This is a genomic window from Streptomyces melanogenes, assembly GCF_014649795.1.
Lineage (GTDB): Bacteria > Actinomycetota > Actinomycetes > Streptomycetales > Streptomycetaceae > Streptomyces > Streptomyces noboritoensis.
Genome location: NZ_BMTS01000019.1, coordinates 139,010 through 160,337, shown reverse-complemented (window position 1 = coordinate 160,337; position 21,328 = coordinate 139,010). Strand labels below are relative to the sequence as shown.

Here is a 21,328-nt window from a genome sequence, read left to right as displayed (position 1 = left end):
TCTTCTCCGCAAGGCCCGTTGCTCAACCAACCGCATCAGCAGATGCGTCGCCGCCATCCACACCCTGATGACCTGCACATATTCAGGATGAAAGACGTTCACTGGGACAATGAAGCCCGTCCAGGGCTTCTTCGATGTCAGGAGCCAGCCCCCGACGACTGAGACAGAGTCCTGACCCTGCCGTCCACCGGCGGTCCCGCCAGGCAGGCCCCCGGGGGACCGCCGTATCCTCATCATCCGGGCGCACAGGGGTCTTGGCAGACCGAAGCGAGATGGCAAACAGCATCCGGAAGCACGGTCAGAACCAATAACACGATCGTCCAACACGTCATCCCCGAGCCGAAGCCAAGCTCCTGCGGCAGATGTTCCCAGCCGATCCCGGTATGCAGCACGAACAGGATCCTCTGGAACACCAGCCGGTCCGGATGCTGCTTTCGCCCGGGATGGCGGGCTCGCCACTCAACCTTGGGCAGCAGCGGTTCGACCACCCCCCACATCTCGTCATCGACATCCCACGGCTTCGGCCGAGCCACTCCGCACCCGCAGATCAACAGCCCGGAGTGATACAACCAGCTCGTAGATCATTTAGTTAGGGTTGTAAGAGCAACAGTGGCCGTTGTTGGGTTGTTACGCGGCGCAGGAGACGCGTGTGCCAGGCGCAACGACGGGGGTTCCGTTGACGAGGTGGAGGGCGTAGAGCAGATCGCGCATGCCACAGGGCGACGTCAGGTCACGGCCGGTGAGGTGCTCCAGAGCCCGTAGTCGGGACCGGACAGTGGCCTGGGAGACCCCCAGTGTCCGTGCAGTGAGCTCGGTGTGAGCGTCGTGGGTCAGCCAGGCCTCGGCCGTGAGGATCAAGGGGCGCCGATCCTGCTCGGCAGGACGCAGCAACGACGCGGCCCACGCTGCGACTTCGGGAGCGGCCAGGAGCGACAGCAGGCTGGGCGGCGTGGCGCAGACGCGGTCCGGTACGGGCTGCTGACGCCGGGTGACGACCTCCAGAGCCAGAGCGAGGGCAGTGCGCGTCGTCAGCGCGGCAAGATCCATGTGCAGCAGTTCACTCGCCTTCCCAAGGTGGCGCGTAACGGTGTTGCGGTGCAGACCAAGTCTTCGGGCTGCCTCGGAGTGAGAGTAGGCAAGGGCGACGGGAAGCGTGTCCCGCAGCTGCTCCCAATCAGCCTCCGCGCGCATCAACGGGCGCAGCAGGCAGCACGCCCAGGCGTAGGCCTCGGGCTGCGGCAGGAGGTCGATCAGTTTGGTCTCCTGCGCGGACAAGGCGACGGAGTCCGGCAGGTGGCGGGCTAGAGCCAGGGCGCCGATGGCTTCCTGGAGCGCGTCGGCGAGCAGTCCCATTGAGTAGACACCGCTGCCTCCCAGGCAGACTGAAGGGCCTAACTCTCGCACAAGACCTATGAGTTCCTCGGACAGTGCGTCACTCGTATCGCCATCGGGCTGGACGGGATGGATGATCAGAGTCCGGTAGTCCGTGCTGGGGTCGGGTACCACGAGCGCCTTGCTCGCCGTCAACCTCTCGCAGCGCCGTCGGACCCTGTCGTTGTCTGCCGGCTCAGACTCGAGGACGAAGACCCGGGCGGTCTCGGGGTCGAGCAGTCCCGGGGTGAGCCCGTCGATGATGCGGCGGGCTGTGGCGACCTTGGACTGGAACAGGAGTTCCGCCACGGCTGCGCGCGCGGCCTGGGTGGCGTCGGCGACCCGTCCGTATTCCCGTTGGGCTTGGTCGACCAGGCCGAGGAGTTTGGCGGCATGACGCAGCATTTGCATCTCGTGGCTGGCGAAGGGGGTGTCTCGGGCGACGGCGAGAACGGGGTCGCGGCCGCGCACCGCGCCGAGTGGGACCAGCTGGCTGTGACGGGCTGGGGAGGTTGGCGCGGTGCCGGTGAACGTCTGACGGATGACCAGCGGAGCGAGGTATTCGGCGGCGCTGGCTGGCGATGCCGCATGGACGCGTTCCGGTTCGCTGACCATCACTTGCGCGCGCAGGCTCGTGGCGAGCCAGTCGACAATGCGCTGCATGGCCTGGTGGTCGGCCAGCTGCGCGGGGAGTTGCCTGACGAGCGCCGTCATCTGGGAGGCCGTACGCTCGGCGGCAGCCACTCTGCCCTGCTGGATGGTCTCGTGTACGCCGCGCCACGGGTACGCCGGGGCGGTGGAGGCCATCAGTACGATGGCCAGCTCGTCCGCGAGGTCGCGCACCGCGTGTGGGAGTGCCAGACGCGAGTCGTGGCTGATGGTGATGACGAGCGCGGCGGCGTCGTGTGCGGACATGTGTCGCAGCAGTCGGTCTACGGCCGCCAGGTCGCGGCTGTAAAAGCGCCCGGGAGTTCCGGTCAGCACAACGATGCTTCCGGCGGGGACGGGCTGCAGCGGGCGCCCCTCGAGGAGTCGGGCGAGCGGCAGGACAACCAGGCCCGTGACCGGCACGTCGTGGTAGGGCTTGTTGCCGCCAGGGATCAGGAATACGAGCCGTGCTTCCGGGTGATCGGTGGAGAGGGAGCCGAGAGTCGGCATGCGGCGCTCCTCGGTATGGGCCCGTCTGCACGGGGTCGGAGGGTGGGAACGGGACGGTCGGCTCCTGGCAGGTGCAGTCTGGTGACGCTGCCCACGCTGCGTGGCGTGCCCGGCGGCTGGGCCAAGAACGCGGCGGGGCCTGGACGGATGCCTCTCGCGTTGACCTATCTGCGTGGGGCGTTCGCGTTCCGTGGACGCCTCGTCCTAGCGGTACGCTCCGCTGGCGCCTGACCGCTTGGCGTGCCTCATGGGTGATTGCCGCAGCGAGTCCTTCATGCTCTCCCCCGTCGATCTTTCGTCTGTCCGTCAGTCGGCCCGTCGTCGCCGAGCCCACAGGGCCCTGGGAGCACCTGCTGCCAGCGCGCGGGACGAAGTCGGCGTCATATTCAGCGCGTTGCTGATCCTCGTGTACACAGCGTCATATTGTCAACGATTGTTGAATAGCCCGTGCGGCGTGTCGCCCTGGACTGCCGGTCGAGGATTCGAATCACCCCGGTGACGCGACGGATCGGGACAGCTAGAGTCAGGGTGTCGCCCCTTGGCGATCTGCGTGCACGACCACGACCTTCTTGGAGACCGCAGCCCCATGGATGCTGATGTGGCGGTGCCAGATGAGCTTGACAGCGTCTGGGAGTCCATCACGGAGCTGCTGGCTGCCGTTGAGCTCACTGCCGACGACGTGATCGACTTCGGGCAGATCTCTCAGGTGTCGGGGTTGCCCGAAGGGCGGATACGGCAGTTGCTGCAAGACCCGGCGGCACCGGCCGAGGATCCCGACACCCGCTTTCGGGAGCGGCTGGCATGGTTGCGGGACCTTCGCCGGCGCCCGGACGGCCGTAAGCTGACCCTCGACGACATCGGTACGGGCATCGGCTGTTCGCACGCCCAGGTCGGCTATCTACTCAACGGCGAACGGCAGCCCAGTCTGCGCCATGTCCAGGGCCTTGAGCTCTTTTTCCGGGTTTCCCCCGGGTTCTTCACCGCGACCGACCGGCAGAGCCTTGCCCGGGCGCTGGAACCGGTCCAGTCCAGTCTCGCCCAGCTCGCCGCGCTCAAGGGGCACATCGTACTGAGCACCGTCCGGCTGCGCGGAAGCACGGCGCATCCCGAAACAGTACTCGGGCAGGCACTGGCGGACGCCATCGCCGCCGCCGAGCCCGACGCCGAGGTGCGGGAAGTCGCCGACGCGATGCGTGCCCTGCCGCCTCCCCACCGGTCCCGCGTGGCCAGCGTCTTCCGAGGGATCCTGGGGCTGGCCCAGGAGCGCCCGGGCCCTTCCGTCAACGATCGTTGAAACTGGGCTTGCCCGTCGGCAAGGCTGAGTGCGGAGCGACGCGGTTTTGGGTCATTTCGAAGCGGGTCCACGCCGCGACGGTGGCGAGTTCGCCTTTGACCCCGAGAATCTGGCCGAGGGCGCCGATGTGCCTGCGGGCGGTCCGCTCGTTGATGCTCAGCGCCCGCGCGATCTGATCGTAGGTCCACTCGTTCATGCGCATCTTGATGATGGACCGCTGTATGTCGGTGACCCTTACCTCTTCGGGGACCGGCTCGGGTAGCGGGGCGACCGCCCACGGAACCGCCTCCGCCCATTCGCCCTCGAATATCTGGCGGGCGTACGCGACGAGGGCGGGGTGCAGCAGCGCGACCGCTCGGTCCCGCGACGGTTCACCGTTAGGGCCGAGTTGGGTGTAGTCCGGTACCACCGCCAGGTGGCTGTAGATGACCATGCGCGGGAACCGCCGGCTGCTCACGCGCACCTCGCCGCCGTTCGCGATGACGGTGTCCGCCCACTCCGACTCGCCAGGCCTGGTCCGTGCACTCACCGGATAGATGGTGCGGATCCCGATGCCCGCGCGCAGGTTCGCCTCCTCCTTGGGCTTGCGGGCCTTCGTCGCGGATTGGGGCCGGTCGAGGGGATGGGCGGTAAGTACTTCGCTCTGCTCTTTGGCCTCGGCTTCGCGCAGCAGGCGGTTGGCCTCGTCCTTGCTGCTCAGGACACGCAGGCCGCCCACGATGCCGTCGTGCGGGTCGGGCAGCGTGTCCAGCACCTGCCGCAGTTCCCTGAGCCGGCGGGTGAGCGCCTCGAGTTCGTCGAGCCCGGCGTCCACTTGCTCCCGGTAGGCCGTTCCGGCGTCCAGGGCCATCTTGGGCCGCTTCGGCCGCAGTTCGTTGGGGACGGTCAGCCCGTACCGCTTCAACTCCGCCAGTTCTGGGCCGAATTCGTCCTCTTCCACCTCCAGCGAGGCGTTGCGGCGCATCATCAGGTACAGGTCGTACGCCCGCTGGGACAGCTTCGCGGTCGCCTCATTCTCCCGCTTGTCCATGCATGCCTCCTATGCCCGGTGTCCGGATGTGGACATACCCGCATCCGGGGCTCTGCTGCGGGTTGATCAGGATTATCAGATACGTCAGCCTCATGGATACGGGGGCTTCGCCGGACGCATGGCCGGCGGTGCACACGCGAGGCACCGCGGGGGCGCGGTGCCCGAGGGGAGACATATGAACAGGGTTCGCATCGCTGCGGTGACCGGGATACTGCTGGTCGCCGGTCTGGCGGTCACGGGCGGCAGCCAGCTGGCGGCCGCTGATCCCACGTGGGACTCAACCCGGCCGGTCGTGGCCGCGGACAGCGTGCCCACACCTCCGCCGCCGGCTCCGCTGGATCCCACCTGGGACTGACCGGTCCGGCCCAAAGAGCCGCCCCGCACGGGGCGGCGTACGGCTCAAGGCCCTTGTTCACCAAGGAAGGGAGACCGCTCGACCCTCCAGTTCCCGCGTCCGCCCCGCCTGTTGCACGCCGACTTGCTTAGTTGAGTATCCAGAATGCCTCGCGCACCGGAGACCGCAGTGCCCGACAACGACTCCCGCCCACCGGCAGACGATGACAACCCGGTCAAACGATCCGCCGCGGCCGGTGCCAGCGGCCGCTGGGCCGCGCTGCGCGAGCAGTGGTCCATTCAGCGGACCACATGGGCCATGACCAGGGTCATCCGGCGGGACATCGGGCTTCGCCACGTCGCCGACCTCCAGGGCCTGCTCAACGCGGTAGCGGCGAAACTCGGCAAACCGATCACGGTGGTCACCGTTGACCTGCCCCCCGGCGTCTCGGGCTTCAGCGCGCGCGGCCAGGACCACTACTACATCGCGGTCGCCCGAACGGTGAGCGAATTCACCCGGATCGCCACCACCCTTCACGAACTTGGTCATCTCTGGGTGAACCCTGCCTCCGGCGACGACGCCGACGGGCCCGTGACCGAGGACATGGTGCGCCAGCTCCTGCCCGGCCTCAATCCCGGCCCAGTCCTCAAGATCCTGCGCCGCAGCCACTTCGACGACGCCCACGAGCGCGAAGTGGAGGTGTTCGCCACCCTGATCCTGCAACGGCTGCCCCTCGGCGATGACCAGATCCGCAGCGAATCACTCACATCGGGACTGGCTCACCGGAGGTCTGGTGTCTGAAAGCATGTCCACGGTGGTGTACCTGTTCATCGCCGTGCTGGTACTCGCCCTCGCGCTATGGAAGATCACCGCCCTGCTGCGCGACCCCACACCGGCGCTGGCCGTGATGGCCTCCAACTTCCTCGTCGCGTCGGCCGTCTATGTAATGGCGGCGCCCCTGGTCTACCGCAAGCTCGGCGAGGCCTTCGACCGTCCGTCCTTCGCGACGCTGCCCGTCTACGTCGGAATCCTGGTGTGCTTCGCTCACCTGCACCTCCTGACCCTCTTGTGGGACCCGGACCTGCGTCAGCACCCTGTCCGGCTTCATCGCACCATCGCCGCGTGGACCCTCACCTACCTGCTCGCTACTGCCGCCATGACCGTGCTGTTCTGCTCGGCAGACCTGTCAGGCCCCGGTGACGGAGATCCCCTGACGTTCAACACCGATCACGCCGACGACCCGCTCGTACTGCTGTTCCTTGCCCTGTTCCTGGCCATTCTGGCCACCGGAACCCTGAGCACCTACCGGCGCTGCCGCAACCCGCAGCCCGACGACCCCCGCATCGAGCACGCCCTGGCCTGGTTCGCGCGCGGCAGCCTCCTGGTGTTCGGGTACGTACTGTGCAACGCCCCGGCCATCGCCGTCGCCGCCACGGGCTCCCACGCCCTGGACCACATCGGCGTGATCGGCTCGACCTTCGGCGCCGGCGGAGCGCTGGTCGCCAGCTACGGCCTCACGGGAGCTGCCGTCAGCGCCTGGCGACGCGAGCGCCGCGACATCAAGAAACTGCGCCCCCTGTGGAACCTGGTGGTGCGCGACGCCAACGCCGCGTTCGCCCTGAGCGCGCACAGCGCCCGAAGCCACCGACGCCTGATGAACCGCCAGTACTTGCTCACGCGCCGGATCATCGAGATCCACGACGGAATGCAGGCACTCGGACCGTGGATCTCCCCGCTCGTCACCGACGCTCTCGATCGGCTCCAGCAAACCCGCCCCGAGCAGCTTCCCGAGTCTGAACTTACTGCGGTCGCAACAGCCGCGGCTCTGCGCGACGCGGCCCGCCTGCTTCGCTCCGCCCGCATGGAACTGGCCACCGACGCCCCTGCGCCTCCGCCCGGGCCCGCCCCGCTCCCCGGCCGCCGCACCCGGGCCGTCGACGAGCGCCAACGACTGCTGCTGGTCTCCGGCGCCCTTGACCACCCACTGACCAAAGCCGTCCTCGCAGAGACCCACGCGCTGCGGACGGACGGCATCGCCTCCCCCGGCCAATCCGGCGGGTGACCAGTTCTCGCCTCGCCACATGCACCAGCTCGTCACGTGCGCCCATCCGCAGGTTAGGGTCCCTGGGACGCCAACGAGCCTGCGGCACACAGGTAAACGGCACCAAGAAGAGGGATACGTACAGGTGAAGCACGCGATAGTGCTCGGAGGCAGCTTCGGCGGGCTCCTGGCCGCACGAGTCCTCAGCGATCACGCCGACGACGTCGTCGTCATCGACACCGACGACCTGTCCACGAACGGGAGAGGACCTGGCGCTCCGCACCGCGACCAGCTGCACGCGCTGCTCGCGATGGGCCATCTCCAGCTCGAACGCTGGTTTCCCGGCATCACCGAGGAGACAGTCGCCGCCGGGGCGCTGCTGGGCCAGGGCTCGCAGGTGCAGTTCCATGTCGACGGAGTCCGCAAGGTCGACCTGCCCGAGGCGCGGATGCTGAGTGCGACCCGCCCCTTCCTGGAAGGCCACCTGCGCCGCCGGGTCATGGAACTGCCGAACGTCCGTTTCCTCCACGGCCGGGCCAGTGGCCTCCTGGATGACGGCCGCCGCATCACCGGCGTCCCCATCACCACCGCGCATCCTGCCCCGGAACAAACACACACCGCCGACCTCACCCTCGACGCGGACCTGGTGGTGGACGCGATGGGCCGCTCCAGCCGCCTCGGCAGGTGGCTCCAGGAGAACGGATGGGATGCCCCTCCTGTGGACCGCATGCGCGTCGACCTCGGCTACGCCACCGCCTCCTTCACCCGCGGCGACGAACTTCCCGGCACCGTCATCGCCCACGCCACCCCCGGCCCCGCCAGCAACTACCAGCCGCGCCTCAGCGAACCCGGCGCACTCGCGGCCGTGGAAGACAACCGGTGGTCCGTTGTTCTGGCCGGCTACACCGACTACCGCCCCGGCAGCGACCCCGCCCAGTTCCTCGCCCGTATGCGGCGCTGCGTCGCTCCCCTGCGAACCGTCGCCGACACCTGCGCAATGGTCGGCGAGGTCCGCACCTACCACTTCCGCGAGAGCGCACGCCGCGAGTTCACCCGCCTCACCCGCTTCCCCGGCGGCCTCGTCGCGCTCGGCGACTCCATCGCCTCGGTCAACCCCATCTACGGACAAGGCCTGACCCTCGCCGCCCTCCAGGCGTCCTCGCTCGCTGTCCATCTCAAGACGGGCGCCCACCCGCACGCCCCCGCCTGGGACTACTTCCGCCGCGCCCGTACCGTGGTCGGCGCCGCCTGGGACATGGCGACCACCGCCGACCTCGCCCAGCCCCACGTCACCGGCCCCTACCCCCGCGGCTACCGCCTCACCCGCTGGGCCGGCGACCAGCTCATCACCGCCTCCATCCACAACGCGCAGGTCAACAGCGCCTTCATGGACGTCCTCCACATGAACGCCCATCCCCGCACCCTGACCCGCCCCTCCCTGCTCCTGAGCGCCGCGCTCACCCGCCCACCGCGCTGACCCTCGCCCCGACTTCCGCGCCCCGCACCCGCACCCGCACCCGCACCACCCTCAGCAAGGAGCGCCGACTGTGACGACGTGGCCGCACACCCTGGACCGCGCAGGCATCACCAACTCCGCCCTGCGCGACGCCTACAGCGCCCAGCGCGTCCTCGTCGCCCGCTACGCCCGCGCCGAATACACGGCCGTACGCCTGCTCCTCCCCGCGCCGCTCGTTCCCCACGTGATCGCCGCAACCGCCTTCATGCACCACAGCGACACGCTCATCGACCAAGGCCCGCTCCCCCAACGCCTGGCGGCCCTCGCCGACTGGAGCACGCAAACCCAAGCCGCCCTAGCCGACAGTCCCGCTCACCTGGACCCGCTACTGGCGGCCTTGCGACACACCACCCTGGCCCACCCACAGATGCGCCAGTACATCGACACCTACCTCAAAGGTGGCGAACTCGAAGCCAGGTGGACCAGTTTCACCACCGAGGACGACTTCCAGACCTACGTCGGCACCTACGCACTGCCCGCCTTCATGATCATCGCCTCCCTGATCACCCCTCCGCACGAACCGGAAGCCTTCGAAGCCGGCTGCCGCACCTTCATCCTCGCCAGCCAGCGCCTCGACTTCCTCGAAGACCTCGCCGAAGACCTGCAATCCGGACGCCCCGGCATCCCCGACCAGGCACTCGCCGACCACGGCCTGACCCGTGACGATCTACTCAAGCAGTCCGAACCCGCCCGGGTACAGAGCCTGATCCGCCACCACGCCGCACTCATCAGGCGCGACCTCACAACTGCCGCGCAGCTGGAACGCCTCGTCCAGATCCCCCACCGGCCGTTCCTGCGCGCACTCGTCCAACTCCAGTCCGCCCGTCTTGCCGCAGCAACATCCCATGGACCGAAACTGCTGGACAGCGCCCCCAAAGCCCCACTGAGACGGGCCTCCTTGATCCTCCTTCGGGCCATCGGCACCCGGAGCACTCACCGCCTCAGCCGCTCCGCCTCGCGCCTGCAGTCGTAAACACTGCGGTGCCCCTCCGGCGGCGCCCGGCCCACACCGCGTCAGTCCGCCGCCCAGCATCCGGACGGGACACTCCGGCGACCGGAGCGGCGGCGCCCCTGGTGTAGCAGCGCGCGCAGATCAAGAAACGGCCGAGCACCTGCGCCGACCGCGTCGCACCGGCGACGAGGCGAGCCACGCCCGGCAGACAGGTCAGCGGGGCAGATCACGCCGCCCGAGAGGCCTCACGCTTAGCCATAACGAAATCAACGATCAGCACGGCTAGCCATAACAGCTCCAGTGGCCACGACCCCCGAACCGCTCCGCCACGCCCACCTGATCAGGAACAGCGCGGTACTCCCCCTCAGCCAAGCCGCCCCCGCCTGTACGGGCGAGGCGTCAGCAGCCGTGCGCGGCCAGGATCTGCCTCGACTGCTCGTCCCCCGCTACCAGCGCCCGCATTCCACCGTCCCGCGCATTGTTCAGCCTCAGAGTTGGGGTGCTCTTTTCGAGCGGCCGGATGACCATCTGCGAGTGACCGGCGCCCTCGAACGTGGTCACCGCCCGGTCCAGCCGGTACGGCGAGTAGTACAGGCACTGGCCCACGCCACCGAGCTCCCGCTCATAGCGGTCGTGCACCGAAGGCCACACGTAGGCGGCCACCTTGGGGCCCGCCCACCCCACTGCGGCCAGCATGAGGCCGATCAGCGCACACTGCCACACCCGGAGGCCATACCGCGCGATCAGCGGACGTGCGGCAAAGTACACGGCCAGGGTCGCTACCCCGCAGCCCCCGACGATCGCCGCATAGGCGAGCGTGCGGTGGTCATGCCAGAGATTCGAGTACAGCGCCGCGTACAATCCGGGCATCATCAACGTGAAGCCCGCAGCGACACCCAGGATGGCAGCCAGCCCCTCGTGGTCGCGCCCGGGTTGACGCGGCGCCACGAGCTGCCTGGTGAGTACCGTAAGCGCCATAGCCTTGCCCTCTCCCGTCGACGCGTTCTGCGACCGTACCGCCGAGGAGGTGTACGGGAACCCGCTTCGGGAGTGACAGCCGTCCGCGTACGGAGGCCAGCATTCCCCCAGGGCAGGACGACGCCGCGCAGCTGCTGGGTCACCCGGCTGTCCAGGCGGACGTCGAGCGCCCCGCGCGGCGCGCTCTGCGCTCGCAGGCCGGGTAATCATCTGGGATGCGGCGCTGTCTGCACCCCCTGTCCTCTGGCCGTCCTGTTCCAACTCGCGTAACGCCCGTAGCCTTTGGGCATGGCGACGTCTGCAGAAACTGCGTTCGATGGTGTGATCTTCGACTTTTTCGGGGTCCTCACCTTCAACATGGTTGAGGTGATCTCCTACTTCGAAGAGCGGGAGAAGCTCGCCCGGGGAACCTTCCTCCGGGGCTGGGCAAGCCCGCGCGGTCAGGAATTGTTCCGGCGGCTAGAACTCGGCGAAATCACCCAGACCGACTGGAATAGGGGCTTCGGCGCCCTCATCGGTGTCACGCCTGACGACCTGATGGCCCGCTACCTTCACGACGCCTTCCCTGCCTACCAGGTCCTGAATGTGGCCCGGCACGCACGCTCTGCCGGGATTAAGACCGCAGTGCTGTCCAACAGCCTTGGGCGGGAACCGTACGACCCGTACGCAGGCTTCGACCTGCATCGCTCCTTCGATGAAGTCGTGTTCTCCGCAGAGCACGGGGTGCGCAAGCCCGACCCTGCCATCTTCGGCCTTGTACTGGACAAGCTCGGAGTGCCAGCCGAGCGGTGCCTGTTCGTCGATGACAGTGAGGACAATCTGGCTGCCGCCTACGAGCTCGGTATCACACCGCTGCTGGCACTCGACGAGGAAGTGGCGGCCAAGCGCCTGCGTGACCTACTGGGTCTACCCGCCCTTTAGGAACTCGCGTACGGCTGCGTGAGCGGTGTGCGCAGCCAGCTTCTCGCGGAGGCCTTTCAGTTCGGTTGCCGAGCGTGCGGAGTCCACGGAGCCGAGACACCTTGCCGCGTGACGGGCGCTGGCCAGTGCGGCGTCGAGGTCGCCCATGGCAAGGTGAGCCTCGGCTCCCCGGGCAAGGTAGATCGCGTGGCTGCGCGGATATTCGTCGTCTCCGGGGTAAGACGCCCGCATAGCGGCTTCAAAGCGGCGTACGGCCTCGGCGGGGTCTCCGAGCTGCAAGGCGGCTGATCCTGCGATCATCTCGATCTCGCCATAGCCCACCCAGTACAGGACCTTGGGATCGTCGTCATGCCGGCCCCGGTCCAATGCCGCACGAGCCAGGTCCAGCTGCCGGGTGCTCTCCTTCCTCGCGCCCGTCATCGACAGCGCCCGGGCGGCACGGGCAGCCAGCATGGCGTGCATCAACGGGGTCGCCTTACCCTTTACCTGCTCGCGTGCCGTTTCCAGGAGAGCCACCGCCCTGCCTGCCTGCCCCGGGGTGGAGTAGCACTGAATGGCCGCGAAGGAAAGTGTGTAGGCGCCACTGACCGGGTCGGAGGCCTCAGCAGAGGCTCGGAGAGAAGCCTCGAAGAAGCGCTGGGCGATGCCGGGGCGGCCCTGGTCAAAGGCCGCCCAGGCTACCTGTCGGGCGGCTTCGGCCGCCATCGAGTGCAATCGAACCCGCGTCGGCCCGTCATAACGGCCGGATTTGATCAATTTCACGATCAGGGACAGTTCGCTGCGTGCTAGTTGGAATACCTCACCGCTACCCAGCTCATCATCGAGATGCCGGAGGTGGCTAAGGCGATCGTCCACATGGATCACCAAGGCCGGGCCGCTAGGCAGCGGTTCGGGCTTCCCGCCAGCCGGCCGCGCCTCCAGGGCCCGGGTCCAGCTGCTCGCCGAGACGGACAGGGCCGCGCCGGCCGAGAGTAACCCTCTGCGATCCACACCGCTCCCATTCAACAGGCTGTCGAAAACCGCCAGGCTTCCGGACTGGTCCCATGGCGCATGCCTGCCGCTCGTCGAGCCGGTCTCCTGCAATGACGCGACGAAGGCACCGCCAGTTTGCAGCACCCTGTCGTAGGCGGCTGCGATCTCTGCGGTCACGGACCGGTTCCCGTTCTCCACGTTGCGCAGGTACGCCTCACCGAACCCCGCCTCGCGTGCGAACCTCGCCCACACCAAGCCGGATGCCCGGCGGGCATCCCGCATATCGCCACGAAGTTGACTGACCATCAGGACCTGCACTCCCCACGTGGGATCGGTGCTGGATCGGGCAGCTCCATTGTCCTCGCACTCGTCCGGGGTGTGTGCTCGTTGCCACCGGCGGCAACGGATAGTTACGCAAAGAACCTCAAGCTCCGTGGGGCGACGGTAGGGAATGAATAGATCGACATCTCACGACGAGAGGAACAGGCCATGGGAGAACACAGCAAGCCGCAGCCGACCGAGGAGCCCAAGGGCCCCCCGGACAACACCGACGGGCAGAGCCCGACCGTCGGGGGCGGGGACTCCGGCACGCACCGTAAGGACGACGAGTAGCCGTGGCCGACGACCTCTATGGCCCGCTCCTTGAGCAGCTCACCGAGCTGCTCAAGGAACGAGGCCTGCTCACAGACTCCTGGCTCTCCGAAGCCTTCGCGAAGGTCCCGCGCCACCACTACGTCCCGGACCGGATCTGGATCCGCAACGGGGAATGGTGGTACCCGACCCAGCGGCAGGCCGATCCCCGGGCCTGGGGAGAACTGGTCTACCACCCCACGGAGGCGGTGGTGACCCAGGTCGATGACGGCCAAGAGGCCGCCGACGGCAGCGGGCTGGTCCCGACCAGCTCGATCAGCTCGTCCGGGGCGGTGTTGAACATGCTGCGCTCCCTTGACCCCCAGCCCGGGCAGCGCGTGCTGGAGATCGGTACCGGCACTGGCTACAACGCGGCCCTGCTGTGTGAGCGGGTCGGCGACCAGAACGTGGTGTCCGTCGAGATCGACCCCGCCCTGGCCGCCGGGGCGCGTGAGCGGCTGATCGCTGCCGGGTACACGCCGACGCTGGTGACGGGGGACGGCGAACTCGGCTACTCCGACCGGGCACCGTACGACCGGATCATCGCCACCGCTTCCGTGCGCCACGTGCCGCCCGCCTGGCTGCGTCAGATCGCCGACGGCGGGGAGCTGGTTGTTCCGTGGCTGCCCAACGACCGGGCTCTGGGGCTGATGTGGCTGCGCAAACGCGGCCCTCACCAGGCCCGGGGTTACATTCACGGCCTGGAGACCTTCATGGCTGTGCGCGGGCAGCGCTCCGAGCGCCTGGACGTGCCCGCCGTGTGGAGGGCCACCGGAGACCAGGGCGTCACCACCAGCGAGCACCTGGACCTGGCCGACGTCGACGGCCACGCAGAGTTCCTCCTGGCGGCGGCCCTGCCTGGGGTGACCTGTGTGCGCCAGGACGACGGCTGGTTCATCGTCACCGCCGACCGGAACTCCTGGGTCAGAGCGCACCGCGAGGGAACCACATCGTTCGGCGAGCGGGATCTCGTCCGGGAGATCACCGCAGCGCTGTCGTGGTGGCGCCAGCGGAATCGCCCCCGGTACCACGACTTCGGCGTGACCATCACCCTCTCTGACGGCCAGAGCACCCAGGTGATCTGGCACGACCACGAGGACGACCCCGTCCCGGTCTATACCGGAGGGGCCAGCTCTCCCTGAGCCGCGCCCCACTGCCGCATTCTCCAGCCGTCCCGGCCCGTATCGGAGGCGTCCCCATGCCCACCCTCGCGACCTTCTTCGACCACAGCGGGAAGAAGGGCGAGGCTGCGCTGATTCGGCAGACGGCCGTTGGCACGCTCTGGTGCCGGGGCCTCCTGCTCAACGACTACGTGAACACCATCACTTTGGTCTCTTGCCCCGTGCACCAGCCATCTCCGTCTCCCGACCCTGGAGTTTTGATGCATGCCCCGTCGTCCACCGTTGCGGCCAGGGTGGGACGCAAGCCTGGCTCCTCGGGCGCCGTATCCCGTACGGCGTTGGCTTCGCCCTGCTCGACCGTCGTCCTGCGGTGCGTGTGGTCGGCGTCGCGCGGACAGCGCAACGCCGACATAGCAGCGGAGATGCGGTCCGTACTGACGGCTGCCGTCGATGGTCTCGTCGGTCTTCCATTCCGGCACGCGCGGACGGTGTTGCCTTCGCCCAGTGCGGCGAATCTGTCGCACCGGGCGTGGCGGCCGGTGCTCCACTGGCCGCGGCCGGGAGCTGTCGGGCGCAGGTCGGGGTCAGTGTGCGCGTACCGGGGTGTCTCCGGGCAGCGTCGCGGGGTGTTACAGGATGTTCCACCGCAGTTGCCTGTCGTGGCTTTGGAGGGCTGCGATGCGCCGTTCGACTTCCCTTTGGCTGCTGGGGGCCTGGGGGACCTTGCGTGCATTGGTGGTGATCATCCGCAGTTCGCGTATCGCGGCGAGGGTCGGGTAGCCGGACCATCGGGTGATATCGAAACCGTAGGCGTCGGCGAAGGCCTGGTAGTGCTGCTGGCCGTGTCCGAATCGGCGGCAGTGGATCTCCACGGTGACCAGGTCCCATTCCGGTTGCCCGCGCGTGACGGTGTCCCAGTCGCAGAGCACAGCCTCTCCTTGCCCGGTGTGCAGGGCGTTGCGGTGCTGCGGGTCGCCTTGGATCACGCCGTCGGGGAGGGCGAAGTCCACAGTGGTGAGCGCGTGAGCGAGCTGGTCGGCGTAGTCGTTGAGGAAGGCGAGTGTTCGTCCGGGAAGCCAGCTGGTGGTCGCGAGGGAGCGGCGGATCGCGGCGATGTTGTCGTGGCGCGGAAGCACCAGGGGCGGGGTGGGGAGGGTGTGCAGGGCGTGCAGCGGCTTGGCGAGCTGCGCGGCGGTGACGGGGTGCGGGGGCTGGGGCAGGTAGTGCCAGAAGGTGGTGGCGTGCCCGTCGATGATGACGGGCTGGCCAATGGGGTGCAGGGGGACGGTGGGGAAGCCGAGGTCCATGAGGTGGCGGACGAAGGCGACTGTGCGTGCGACGTCTTCGGTGTTCGTTCCCCGGCGGGCGATCTTGACGACGGTCTGTTCGCGTTCCAGGAGGATCACGGCGTTGGTGTGGCCGCGCAGCAGCCTCGCATCACCGTGGTCGAGGCCGGCCATGGCGCAGGCTTGCTGCAGGACCTGGTGCATTTCGGGCTTGTCGAATCCTCCGGGAGCGATCACCACGTGTGTCATGGGCTCCACACTCGCCGACCGGACACGTGCCTGTCACGCGGGTCCGGGAGCAAGAGCGAGGATCTCGCGCAGTTCGCGGGCGGACCGGGCAAACTTGGCACCTGGCGGGAGCGCCGCGACGATCTCCCGCGCCCGTTCCTCCACGATGAGGGTTCGGTGCTCGGCGACGATCCCCAGGAAGGTCGCCGCGGTGAGTTCGCAGGCCTCGGTGAAGCTGCCCTCGTGGGCCAGGCACAGGGCGGCCTCGAAGCGGAGCAGGGCCGGGTCGATGCCGGTCGTACGCGGGTACAGGCGCAGTGCTGCCTCTTGCACGCGGCGGGCTTGGCTGGTGCGGCCCAGCGCGGTGAGGGTTCCGCTCTCGTACAGGCGGAAACGACGCTCGGGGAAGCCGAAGGCGTCGGTGTCAGCCAGGTGTTCTTCCCTGCTGTGCTCAAAGACGGTGAGCGCATCACGCAGTGCGGCTTGTGCGGCGTGGGTGTCGTGCAGCTTGGCCAGAGCTCGTGCCTCGGCCACGGCGGCGAAGGCAGTGGTGCGAACGGGCCGGCCCCGCAGGATGGTGCGGGCTTGGCCGGCGAGCTTGACCGCTTCGCCCAGGGGACCGTAGTAGAACGGCAGCATCGCCGCCTGCACCCGGACCCGGGCCCGAAGCTCGGGCGTCCCACTGTCGTCCGCGGCAGCACGCGCAGTGTCGTACCAGGTCTGGGAGCGGCTGAGCTGCCCCAGCTTCATCAGCGCATCGGCGACGAGCGTGGCAAGCATCGCGGTGAGCTCGGACAGCCGAACCTGCACAGCGGCGCACTGACGGTGCGCGGCCATCGCCTCGGTCTCAACGAGATGGTCGAGGAGAACGGTGATCATCTGCCTCGGTGGGGTGGAGACGTACTGCTGGCGGGCCCGGAACACTTGCTCCTCGAGCAGCTCCAGCTGAGCAGTGCTGACCGAGCCAGTGGCCAGGGTGCGGTCCACCGAGCGCCGCACCGCATCAACTTGTCGTTCCAGGGAATCGGCTGCCAGATACTCAGGAGCGGGGCTCGTACACGATCCCCTACCGGCCGGCACCGAGGAGCTATGGCCTGCTCTGGCTCTCACCGATGCCAGTCCAAGGTCATGGGGAGTGCAGTCGTAGAAGCTGCACAGCAGGCCAAGAGTTGCTGCGCGGGGCTGGCGGCCGGTCTCCCAGTGCCCCAACTGATCTGCGTCGACACGCGGAGCGGAAGCCCGCCCACTTGCCAGCGAGTTCAGTTCCTGGGCTGCCTGCTGCCGTGTGAGCCCGCGAGCGAGACGATGGGCACGAAGCAGCGACACCGCGCAGTGGTCATGGATCACCCGAGCAATCGTGCCGACGAGTTCTCCCCGGGCGAGCGCTTCCTGCCGGATCCGCCGCGCACATCGCGGACCATGCGGTGTGGAACTCATCCCTGCCTCCCAAACACTGCCAGCTCACACACAAGACTAATGACGGGCAGTCAAACAAGGGAAACAAACAGTGACTTGTTGATTGACAGCACTTCCCAGAAGTGACTGCTGGGCGTCGAAGTCACGGATCAGTGAACTGCTGAATTGCCCAGCGTCTGCGCCGCAGCAACCCTTGCCTACCCCGGGGCCTACACAGGACGGCGGAAGACGTCTTCACAGCTCGGTGTGCGGCAGGCCGCACAACTCACACGGAAGGGAAAAAAGTAATGGGACGCACAAACGGTACCGCCGGAGGCGAGCAGAGCGAGGAAGGCGACATCCCGGACACCGGCCAGGGCGACAACAGCAACGGGCAGGGCAGCGGCTCCGACGACGACCAGATGGGCGGCGGAGCCCCCAGCGGCAGCTGACCAAGGGAGAAAGGGAAGGACCCGATGGACGAGCGCCAGCACGTCGAGCAGTGTATGGAGATCATCGACACGTACCGGGGCGGCTACTTCAACGGCCGCCCGTGGCTGCGTGACGCCTTCGAGTCCATCCCCCGGTCCCACTTCGTCCCCGATCGGGTGTGGTGGCCCGAGCGGGACACGGACGGTCTGTACCCGGTTTTTGACCGCACCGCCGATCCCGAGAGGTGGCTGGAGGCCGTCTACACCCCCACCGCGGCCCTGATCACCCAGATCGCGGACGGGAAGATCTCCCCGAAGGACGGGCCCACCGAATCCAGCGACTTCACCTCCTCGATCTCCTGTCCAGCCGTCGTCGTGCAGATGCTCCACCACCTGGACCCCCAGCCCGGGGAGAAGGTGCTGGAGATCGGCACCGGCACCGGCTACAACGCCGCCCTGCTCGCCCACCGGGTGGGAGCCGGCCACCTCACCACGGTCGAGATCGACCCCAGCACCGCCGAACAAGCCCGCGCCACCCTTCACATCCGCGACGCCCCCGCGCCTCATGTCTTTGTCGCCGACGGAGAGGGCGGCTACACCCCCCACGCTCCGTACGACCGGTTGATCAGCACCGCGTGCGTCCAGCGGATCCCTCCCGCATGGCTGGAACAGGTGAAACCCGGCGGGGTGATCCTCACCCCGGTGGCGACTCCCTTCGGCGACGACGCCCTGACGCTCCTCACCGTCGATGACGTTGGGCATGCCAAGGGGCGACTCGTTGCCGCAGTCCGCTTCATGCGCGTCCGCTCCCAGCGTCAGCGCCGCCCCTGGCGCGAACTCGGGTGGCCCCGCCTGCCCGATTTCGAGCTGACAGCCGGTCCGGACGGGCAGTCAATCCGCCAATCCTGAGCGTTCTCCATCATCTGCAGAGGACCAGTCGTGACTTCCATCCTCCATCCTGCATCTACAGTGCATGCCTTCCCGTGGGCCACGGCGCCGATAGGCGAGGGCCGACCGGTGGAGCGGCGGGATCCCGAGGCAGAGATCTGGTTCGCGCGGGGCGGCGTGGAGGGGCTGACGCCGGGCGACCGGCAGTGGCCGGCCTGCTGCCGGAGCATCTGTCTGGCGGCGCTGGACAGCTGGGGCCTGGACGTGCTGGTCGACCGGGTGGGCTTGGTAGTGAGCGAGTTGGTCACCAACGCGCTGGTGCACGCGGGCGGCGGGCCCGTGCGGATGCGGATCGGCCGACGGCCGGGCGTGGTGCGGGTTGAGGTCACCGACGGCTCGCTCACGGTGCCTCGGTGGGATGTCCAGGCTGGGGCTGATGAGGACTGTGGCCGGGGTCTGCTGCTGGTGGGGGCGTGCGGCGACGACTTCGGCGTGGCGGCCGAGTCCGCGACCAGAAAGACGGTGTGGTGCGAGTTCGTGGTCACCAATCTTGATCCCGGGTGGGACCAATGATGCCCGCCGCCGTAGCGGGATGGGCATGGCATCTGCCGGTGCCCGGGGCCAGGACACCGCTCGTGACTCCCGTCGTCCACCGCTCCCTGCACGGAGCGCAGCCGGGGCCCCGCTCCCACGTTTCTGAACCGGCCACATTCCCCATCAACTTGCCCTCCTCCCCTGTTTCCGGAGCCACCTCTATGAGCCGAGACCCGCTACCTGTCCGCCCTCGGACGGCTGTGGTCCAGCCTGCCCAACGCCGCGAGAGAGCCGCGCGGTTGCTCGTCCGACCCGCGCACGGTATGGCGCCCATCACAGGGTCGGCAGAGACGGGGCGACGCTTCGTGTGTCCCCCTGGTCTGCCACCCCGCCCGGCAGCACCCCTCCCCCTCCCGCAGGCCGGGGAGTTGTACCACGACATCGACCTTGCGTTCGACCTGGCCCAGGTGCGGCCCAATGGTGAGCGGGCCGTCAATGTCCGGGAGCGGCTGTCCGTCCACATCCGTGCCATGGCCCCGTCCGCGCAGGCGTACGCCGAGGCCATGCCGTGCGGCACCCGTGCCCGCGACGTCGTGCTGAGCACGGTGCACCAGGCCACGGAGCTGGCCCGTCATCCCGGGGGCGATCAGAAGGCGATGCTGATGCTGCTGGCCACGAGCGCCACCTTCCTGTGGAGGTATGGCGCCGGACAGGCCGCGTCCGCTGACGCACAGGCGTCGTCCGCCACAGTGGAGAGAGAGGACCCATCTTGATGGACACTGACTCCCTTCTGGCGCCTCGCCCGTACGGCGCCGACAAGGAGGCGCCCGCGCGTCGGAGCGTTGTCGTGCTGCACGGCGGCCAGTACGCGGACAGTGCGGCGCATTCCCTGATGTGTGCCCGTACGGTCGCGGATGCGGTCACCAACCTCGGCGGCGAGGCACACCTGGTCGAATCGGACGGCTGCGCCATCCCCTCACTCGTCGACAAACTCGACAGCGAGCTTGAGGCGATCCTGACCATCGCGGACGTGCCGCGCGACGCCGGAACTCTGCAGGGTCTGCTCAACTACCTGGACATCCCGTACGCGGGTTCCGGGGTTGCGGGTTGCTCCACCGCTGCCCTTCCGGTCACCGTGCGTCGCCTGCTGCAGGCCGCTGACGTGCCCGTCCCGCCATACGGGCTCGTGCGCCCGCACGCCAGCCCGCACCGCGAGGCACACCGGATTATGCAGGAGGCCTCGTCCTGGTCGGTGTGCATCCAGTCCCTGGCCCCAGCCCGGCGCCCGGCCGGCCCCGGCGACACCGCCTGGACCGGCCCCGCCTTCGCGGCCGAACCCGATGCGCTCACTGATCTGCTCACCCTGGCTGCTCCGCACGGGCCGTTGATGTACGAGAGCGACATCGGAGGCCAGACGCTGTGGGTGGCGGTCATCGACGATCTCGAAGGCCAGCCGCACACACTGCCGGTGCAGGAAGCCACGCCGAGCCTGGCGCCGGCGAGCAAGGAAATCCTCGCGCGCGCCCGCCAGCTGGCTCTGCGTGCCCAGGCGGCCCTGCACCTGCGCGGATACTCCTTGCACCGCTTCACTCGCTATCAGGACACCCTGCTGATCTGGCGCGGGGTGCAGATCCACCCCGATCTCTCCCCCACCGGCCGGCTGTTCCAGATCGCCGAGGCCCATCACGGCTGGACACACCCCGATTTCGTCAACGCCCTGTTGAACACGTGCGTCACCGACCAGTCGTACGAGGGCCTGTGATGGAGCGGCGCCGCACGCACGTGGACCACGCCACCGCGAGCCCGATGCGCGTCACGCTCAACCCCGGGGTGCGAGGCGTATGTCCGCCGCGCTCGCCCGCGCGGTCGCGTCGCCACGGATGCACTCGGCCCGGGCAGCCGCGCCCTGCGCATCGGCCACGTCCGGCGGCTGACACCGACCCGCTCTCCTGCCCTCTGCCCGCGCTGTGGAGCCGCCCCGGCGTTCCGGCCGCGCCTCACTCTCATCCAATGATCAAGGAACTCGACGTGATGTTGTCGCTCGCTACCCGCTCGTCCTGGCATGTCCAGTTCGCGCCCTTACCACCCCACCGCGGCGTCGACGTGGTGCACACGAACCTCCGCTTGGGCCTGAGCGCCCTCGACGACCTACGTGACGAGGGTGGCGCCGTGGGCCCGGTGCTCTGTTGCCCCGAGCATCAGGCGGTGCTCATCCCGGTAGAGGAAGGGACCGCCGACCGGTGGCACG

The 21,328-nt window shown here is 68.4% G+C and carries 20 protein-coding genes and 1 pseudogene; 14 read left to right on the top strand and 7 right to left on the bottom strand.

Annotation, left to right across the window (positions count from 1 at the left end):
• Positions 1-320: 320 nt before the first annotated feature.
• Both IE252_RS32835 and IE252_RS32830 read right to left on the bottom strand, forming a co-directional pair.
• Positions 321-533: pseudogene (locus IE252_RS32835) on the bottom strand (transposase); the annotation flags it as partial.
• 94 nt (positions 534-627) lie between these two features.
• A complete protein-coding gene (locus tag IE252_RS32830; protein WP_190093085.1) occupies positions 628-2,529 on the bottom strand; it encodes a helix-turn-helix domain-containing protein in 1,902 nt (633 codons plus the stop codon).
• A 538-nt stretch (positions 2,530-3,067) separates the two neighbouring features.
• On the opposite strand from IE252_RS32830, the gene IE252_RS32825 reads away from it, so the two are divergent.
• Positions 3,068-3,823, top strand: a complete 756-nt coding sequence (locus IE252_RS32825) for a helix-turn-helix domain-containing protein (RefSeq protein WP_190093084.1) — start codon at positions 3,068-3,070, stop codon at positions 3,821-3,823.
• Here the strand turns inward: IE252_RS32825 and IE252_RS32820 are convergent.
• The gene (locus tag IE252_RS32820) at positions 3,810-4,853 is read right to left on the bottom strand and encodes a helix-turn-helix domain-containing protein (protein WP_190093083.1); all 1,044 of its coding nucleotides are present in this window, start codon (positions 4,851-4,853) and stop codon (positions 3,810-3,812) included. The genes IE252_RS32825 and IE252_RS32820 overlap by 14 nt on opposite strands.
• Before the next feature lie 175 nt (positions 4,854-5,028).
• On the opposite strand from IE252_RS32820, the gene IE252_RS32815 reads away from it, so the two are divergent.
• The 5 genes from IE252_RS32815 (at position 5,029) to IE252_RS32795 (ending at position 9,717) form a co-directional block, all read left to right on the top strand.
• On the top strand, positions 5,029-5,208 hold the full coding sequence (locus IE252_RS32815; protein ID WP_190093082.1) for a hypothetical protein: 180 nt from the start codon (positions 5,029-5,031) through the stop codon (positions 5,206-5,208).
• A 168-nt stretch (positions 5,209-5,376) separates the two neighbouring features.
• Complete coding sequence (locus IE252_RS32810; RefSeq protein WP_190093081.1) at positions 5,377-5,988, top strand: hypothetical protein; 612 nt, start codon at positions 5,377-5,379, stop codon at positions 5,986-5,988.
• A 4-nt stretch (positions 5,989-5,992) separates the two neighbouring features.
• Entirely contained in the window at positions 5,993-7,249 is a 1,257-nt protein-coding gene (locus tag IE252_RS32805; RefSeq protein WP_190093080.1) for an MAB_1171c family putative transporter, read from the top strand.
• 124 nt (positions 7,250-7,373) lie between these two features.
• Positions 7,374-8,705 carry an NAD(P)/FAD-dependent oxidoreductase gene (locus IE252_RS32800; protein ID WP_190093079.1) on the top strand — a complete coding sequence of 444 codons (1,332 nt, stop codon included), beginning with the start codon at positions 7,374-7,376 and terminating at the stop codon, positions 8,703-8,705.
• Positions 8,706-8,775: 70 nt separating this feature from the next.
• Positions 8,776-9,717: a squalene/phytoene synthase family protein gene (locus IE252_RS32795; RefSeq protein WP_190093078.1), complete on the top strand. Its 942-nt coding sequence runs from the start codon at positions 8,776-8,778 to the stop codon at positions 9,715-9,717.
• A 378-nt stretch (positions 9,718-10,095) separates the two neighbouring features.
• On the opposite strand, the gene IE252_RS32790 is transcribed toward IE252_RS32795, so the two are convergent.
• Positions 10,096-10,674 carry a hypothetical protein gene (locus tag IE252_RS32790; protein WP_190093077.1) on the bottom strand — a complete coding sequence of 193 codons (579 nt, stop codon included), beginning with the start codon at positions 10,672-10,674 and terminating at the stop codon, positions 10,096-10,098.
• 288 nt (positions 10,675-10,962) lie between these two features.
• On the opposite strand from IE252_RS32790, the gene IE252_RS32785 reads away from it, so the two are divergent.
• Positions 10,963-11,595, top strand: a complete 633-nt coding sequence (locus IE252_RS32785) for an HAD-IA family hydrolase (RefSeq protein ID WP_190093076.1) — start codon at positions 10,963-10,965, stop codon at positions 11,593-11,595.
• Here IE252_RS32785 and IE252_RS32780 read toward each other — a convergent pair.
• A complete protein-coding gene (locus IE252_RS32780) occupies positions 11,581-12,849 on the bottom strand; it encodes a helix-turn-helix domain-containing protein (protein ID WP_506417298.1) in 1,269 nt (422 codons plus the stop codon). The genes IE252_RS32785 and IE252_RS32780 overlap by 15 nt on opposite strands.
• 207 nt (positions 12,850-13,056) lie before the next feature.
• On the opposite strand from IE252_RS32780, the gene IE252_RS44020 reads away from it, so the two are divergent.
• Both IE252_RS44020 and IE252_RS32775 read left to right on the top strand, forming a co-directional pair.
• A complete protein-coding gene (locus IE252_RS44020; protein ID WP_268248441.1) occupies positions 13,057-13,179 on the top strand; it encodes a hypothetical protein in 123 nt (40 codons plus the stop codon).
• 2 nt (positions 13,180-13,181) lie between these two features.
• Positions 13,182-14,339 carry a methyltransferase domain-containing protein gene (locus IE252_RS32775; RefSeq protein WP_190093074.1) on the top strand — a complete coding sequence of 386 codons (1,158 nt, stop codon included), beginning with the start codon at positions 13,182-13,184 and terminating at the stop codon, positions 14,337-14,339.
• A 608-nt stretch (positions 14,340-14,947) separates the two neighbouring features.
• Here IE252_RS32775 and IE252_RS32770 read toward each other — a convergent pair.
• Both IE252_RS32770 and IE252_RS32765 read right to left on the bottom strand, forming a co-directional pair.
• On the bottom strand, positions 14,948-15,853 hold the full coding sequence (locus IE252_RS32770; protein ID WP_190093073.1) for a phosphotransferase family protein: 906 nt from the start codon (positions 15,851-15,853) through the stop codon (positions 14,948-14,950).
• A 33-nt stretch (positions 15,854-15,886) separates the two neighbouring features.
• Positions 15,887-17,269, bottom strand: a complete 1,383-nt coding sequence (locus tag IE252_RS32765) for a helix-turn-helix domain-containing protein (RefSeq protein ID WP_190093072.1) — start codon at positions 17,267-17,269, stop codon at positions 15,887-15,889.
• Positions 17,270-17,535: 266 nt separating this feature from the next.
• Between IE252_RS32765 and IE252_RS32760 the strand changes: the two genes are divergently transcribed.
• The 5 genes from IE252_RS32760 to IE252_RS32740 all read left to right on the top strand — a co-directional run bounded on the left by IE252_RS32760 (position 17,536) and on the right by IE252_RS32740 (position 20,842).
• Positions 17,536-17,679, top strand: a complete 144-nt coding sequence (locus IE252_RS32760) for a hypothetical protein (protein ID WP_190093071.1) — start codon at positions 17,536-17,538, stop codon at positions 17,677-17,679.
• A 24-nt stretch (positions 17,680-17,703) separates the two neighbouring features.
• Positions 17,704-18,567 carry a methyltransferase domain-containing protein gene (locus tag IE252_RS32755; RefSeq protein WP_190093070.1) on the top strand — a complete coding sequence of 288 codons (864 nt, stop codon included), beginning with the start codon at positions 17,704-17,706 and terminating at the stop codon, positions 18,565-18,567.
• Positions 18,568-18,597: 30 nt separating this feature from the next.
• Positions 18,598-19,119 carry an ATP-binding protein gene (locus tag IE252_RS32750; RefSeq protein ID WP_190093069.1) on the top strand — a complete coding sequence of 174 codons (522 nt, stop codon included), beginning with the start codon at positions 18,598-18,600 and terminating at the stop codon, positions 19,117-19,119.
• Positions 19,120-19,508: 389 nt separating this feature from the next.
• The gene (locus IE252_RS32745; RefSeq protein WP_190093068.1) at positions 19,509-19,853 is read left to right on the top strand and encodes a DUF6415 family natural product biosynthesis protein; all 345 of its coding nucleotides are present in this window, start codon (positions 19,509-19,511) and stop codon (positions 19,851-19,853) included.
• Positions 19,853-20,842, top strand: a complete 990-nt coding sequence (locus tag IE252_RS32740; protein ID WP_190093067.1) for a D-alanine--D-alanine ligase family protein — start codon at positions 19,853-19,855, stop codon at positions 20,840-20,842. The genes IE252_RS32745 and IE252_RS32740 overlap by 1 nt, the downstream gene beginning before the upstream one ends.
• The last annotated feature ends 486 nt before the right edge of the window (positions 20,843-21,328 follow it).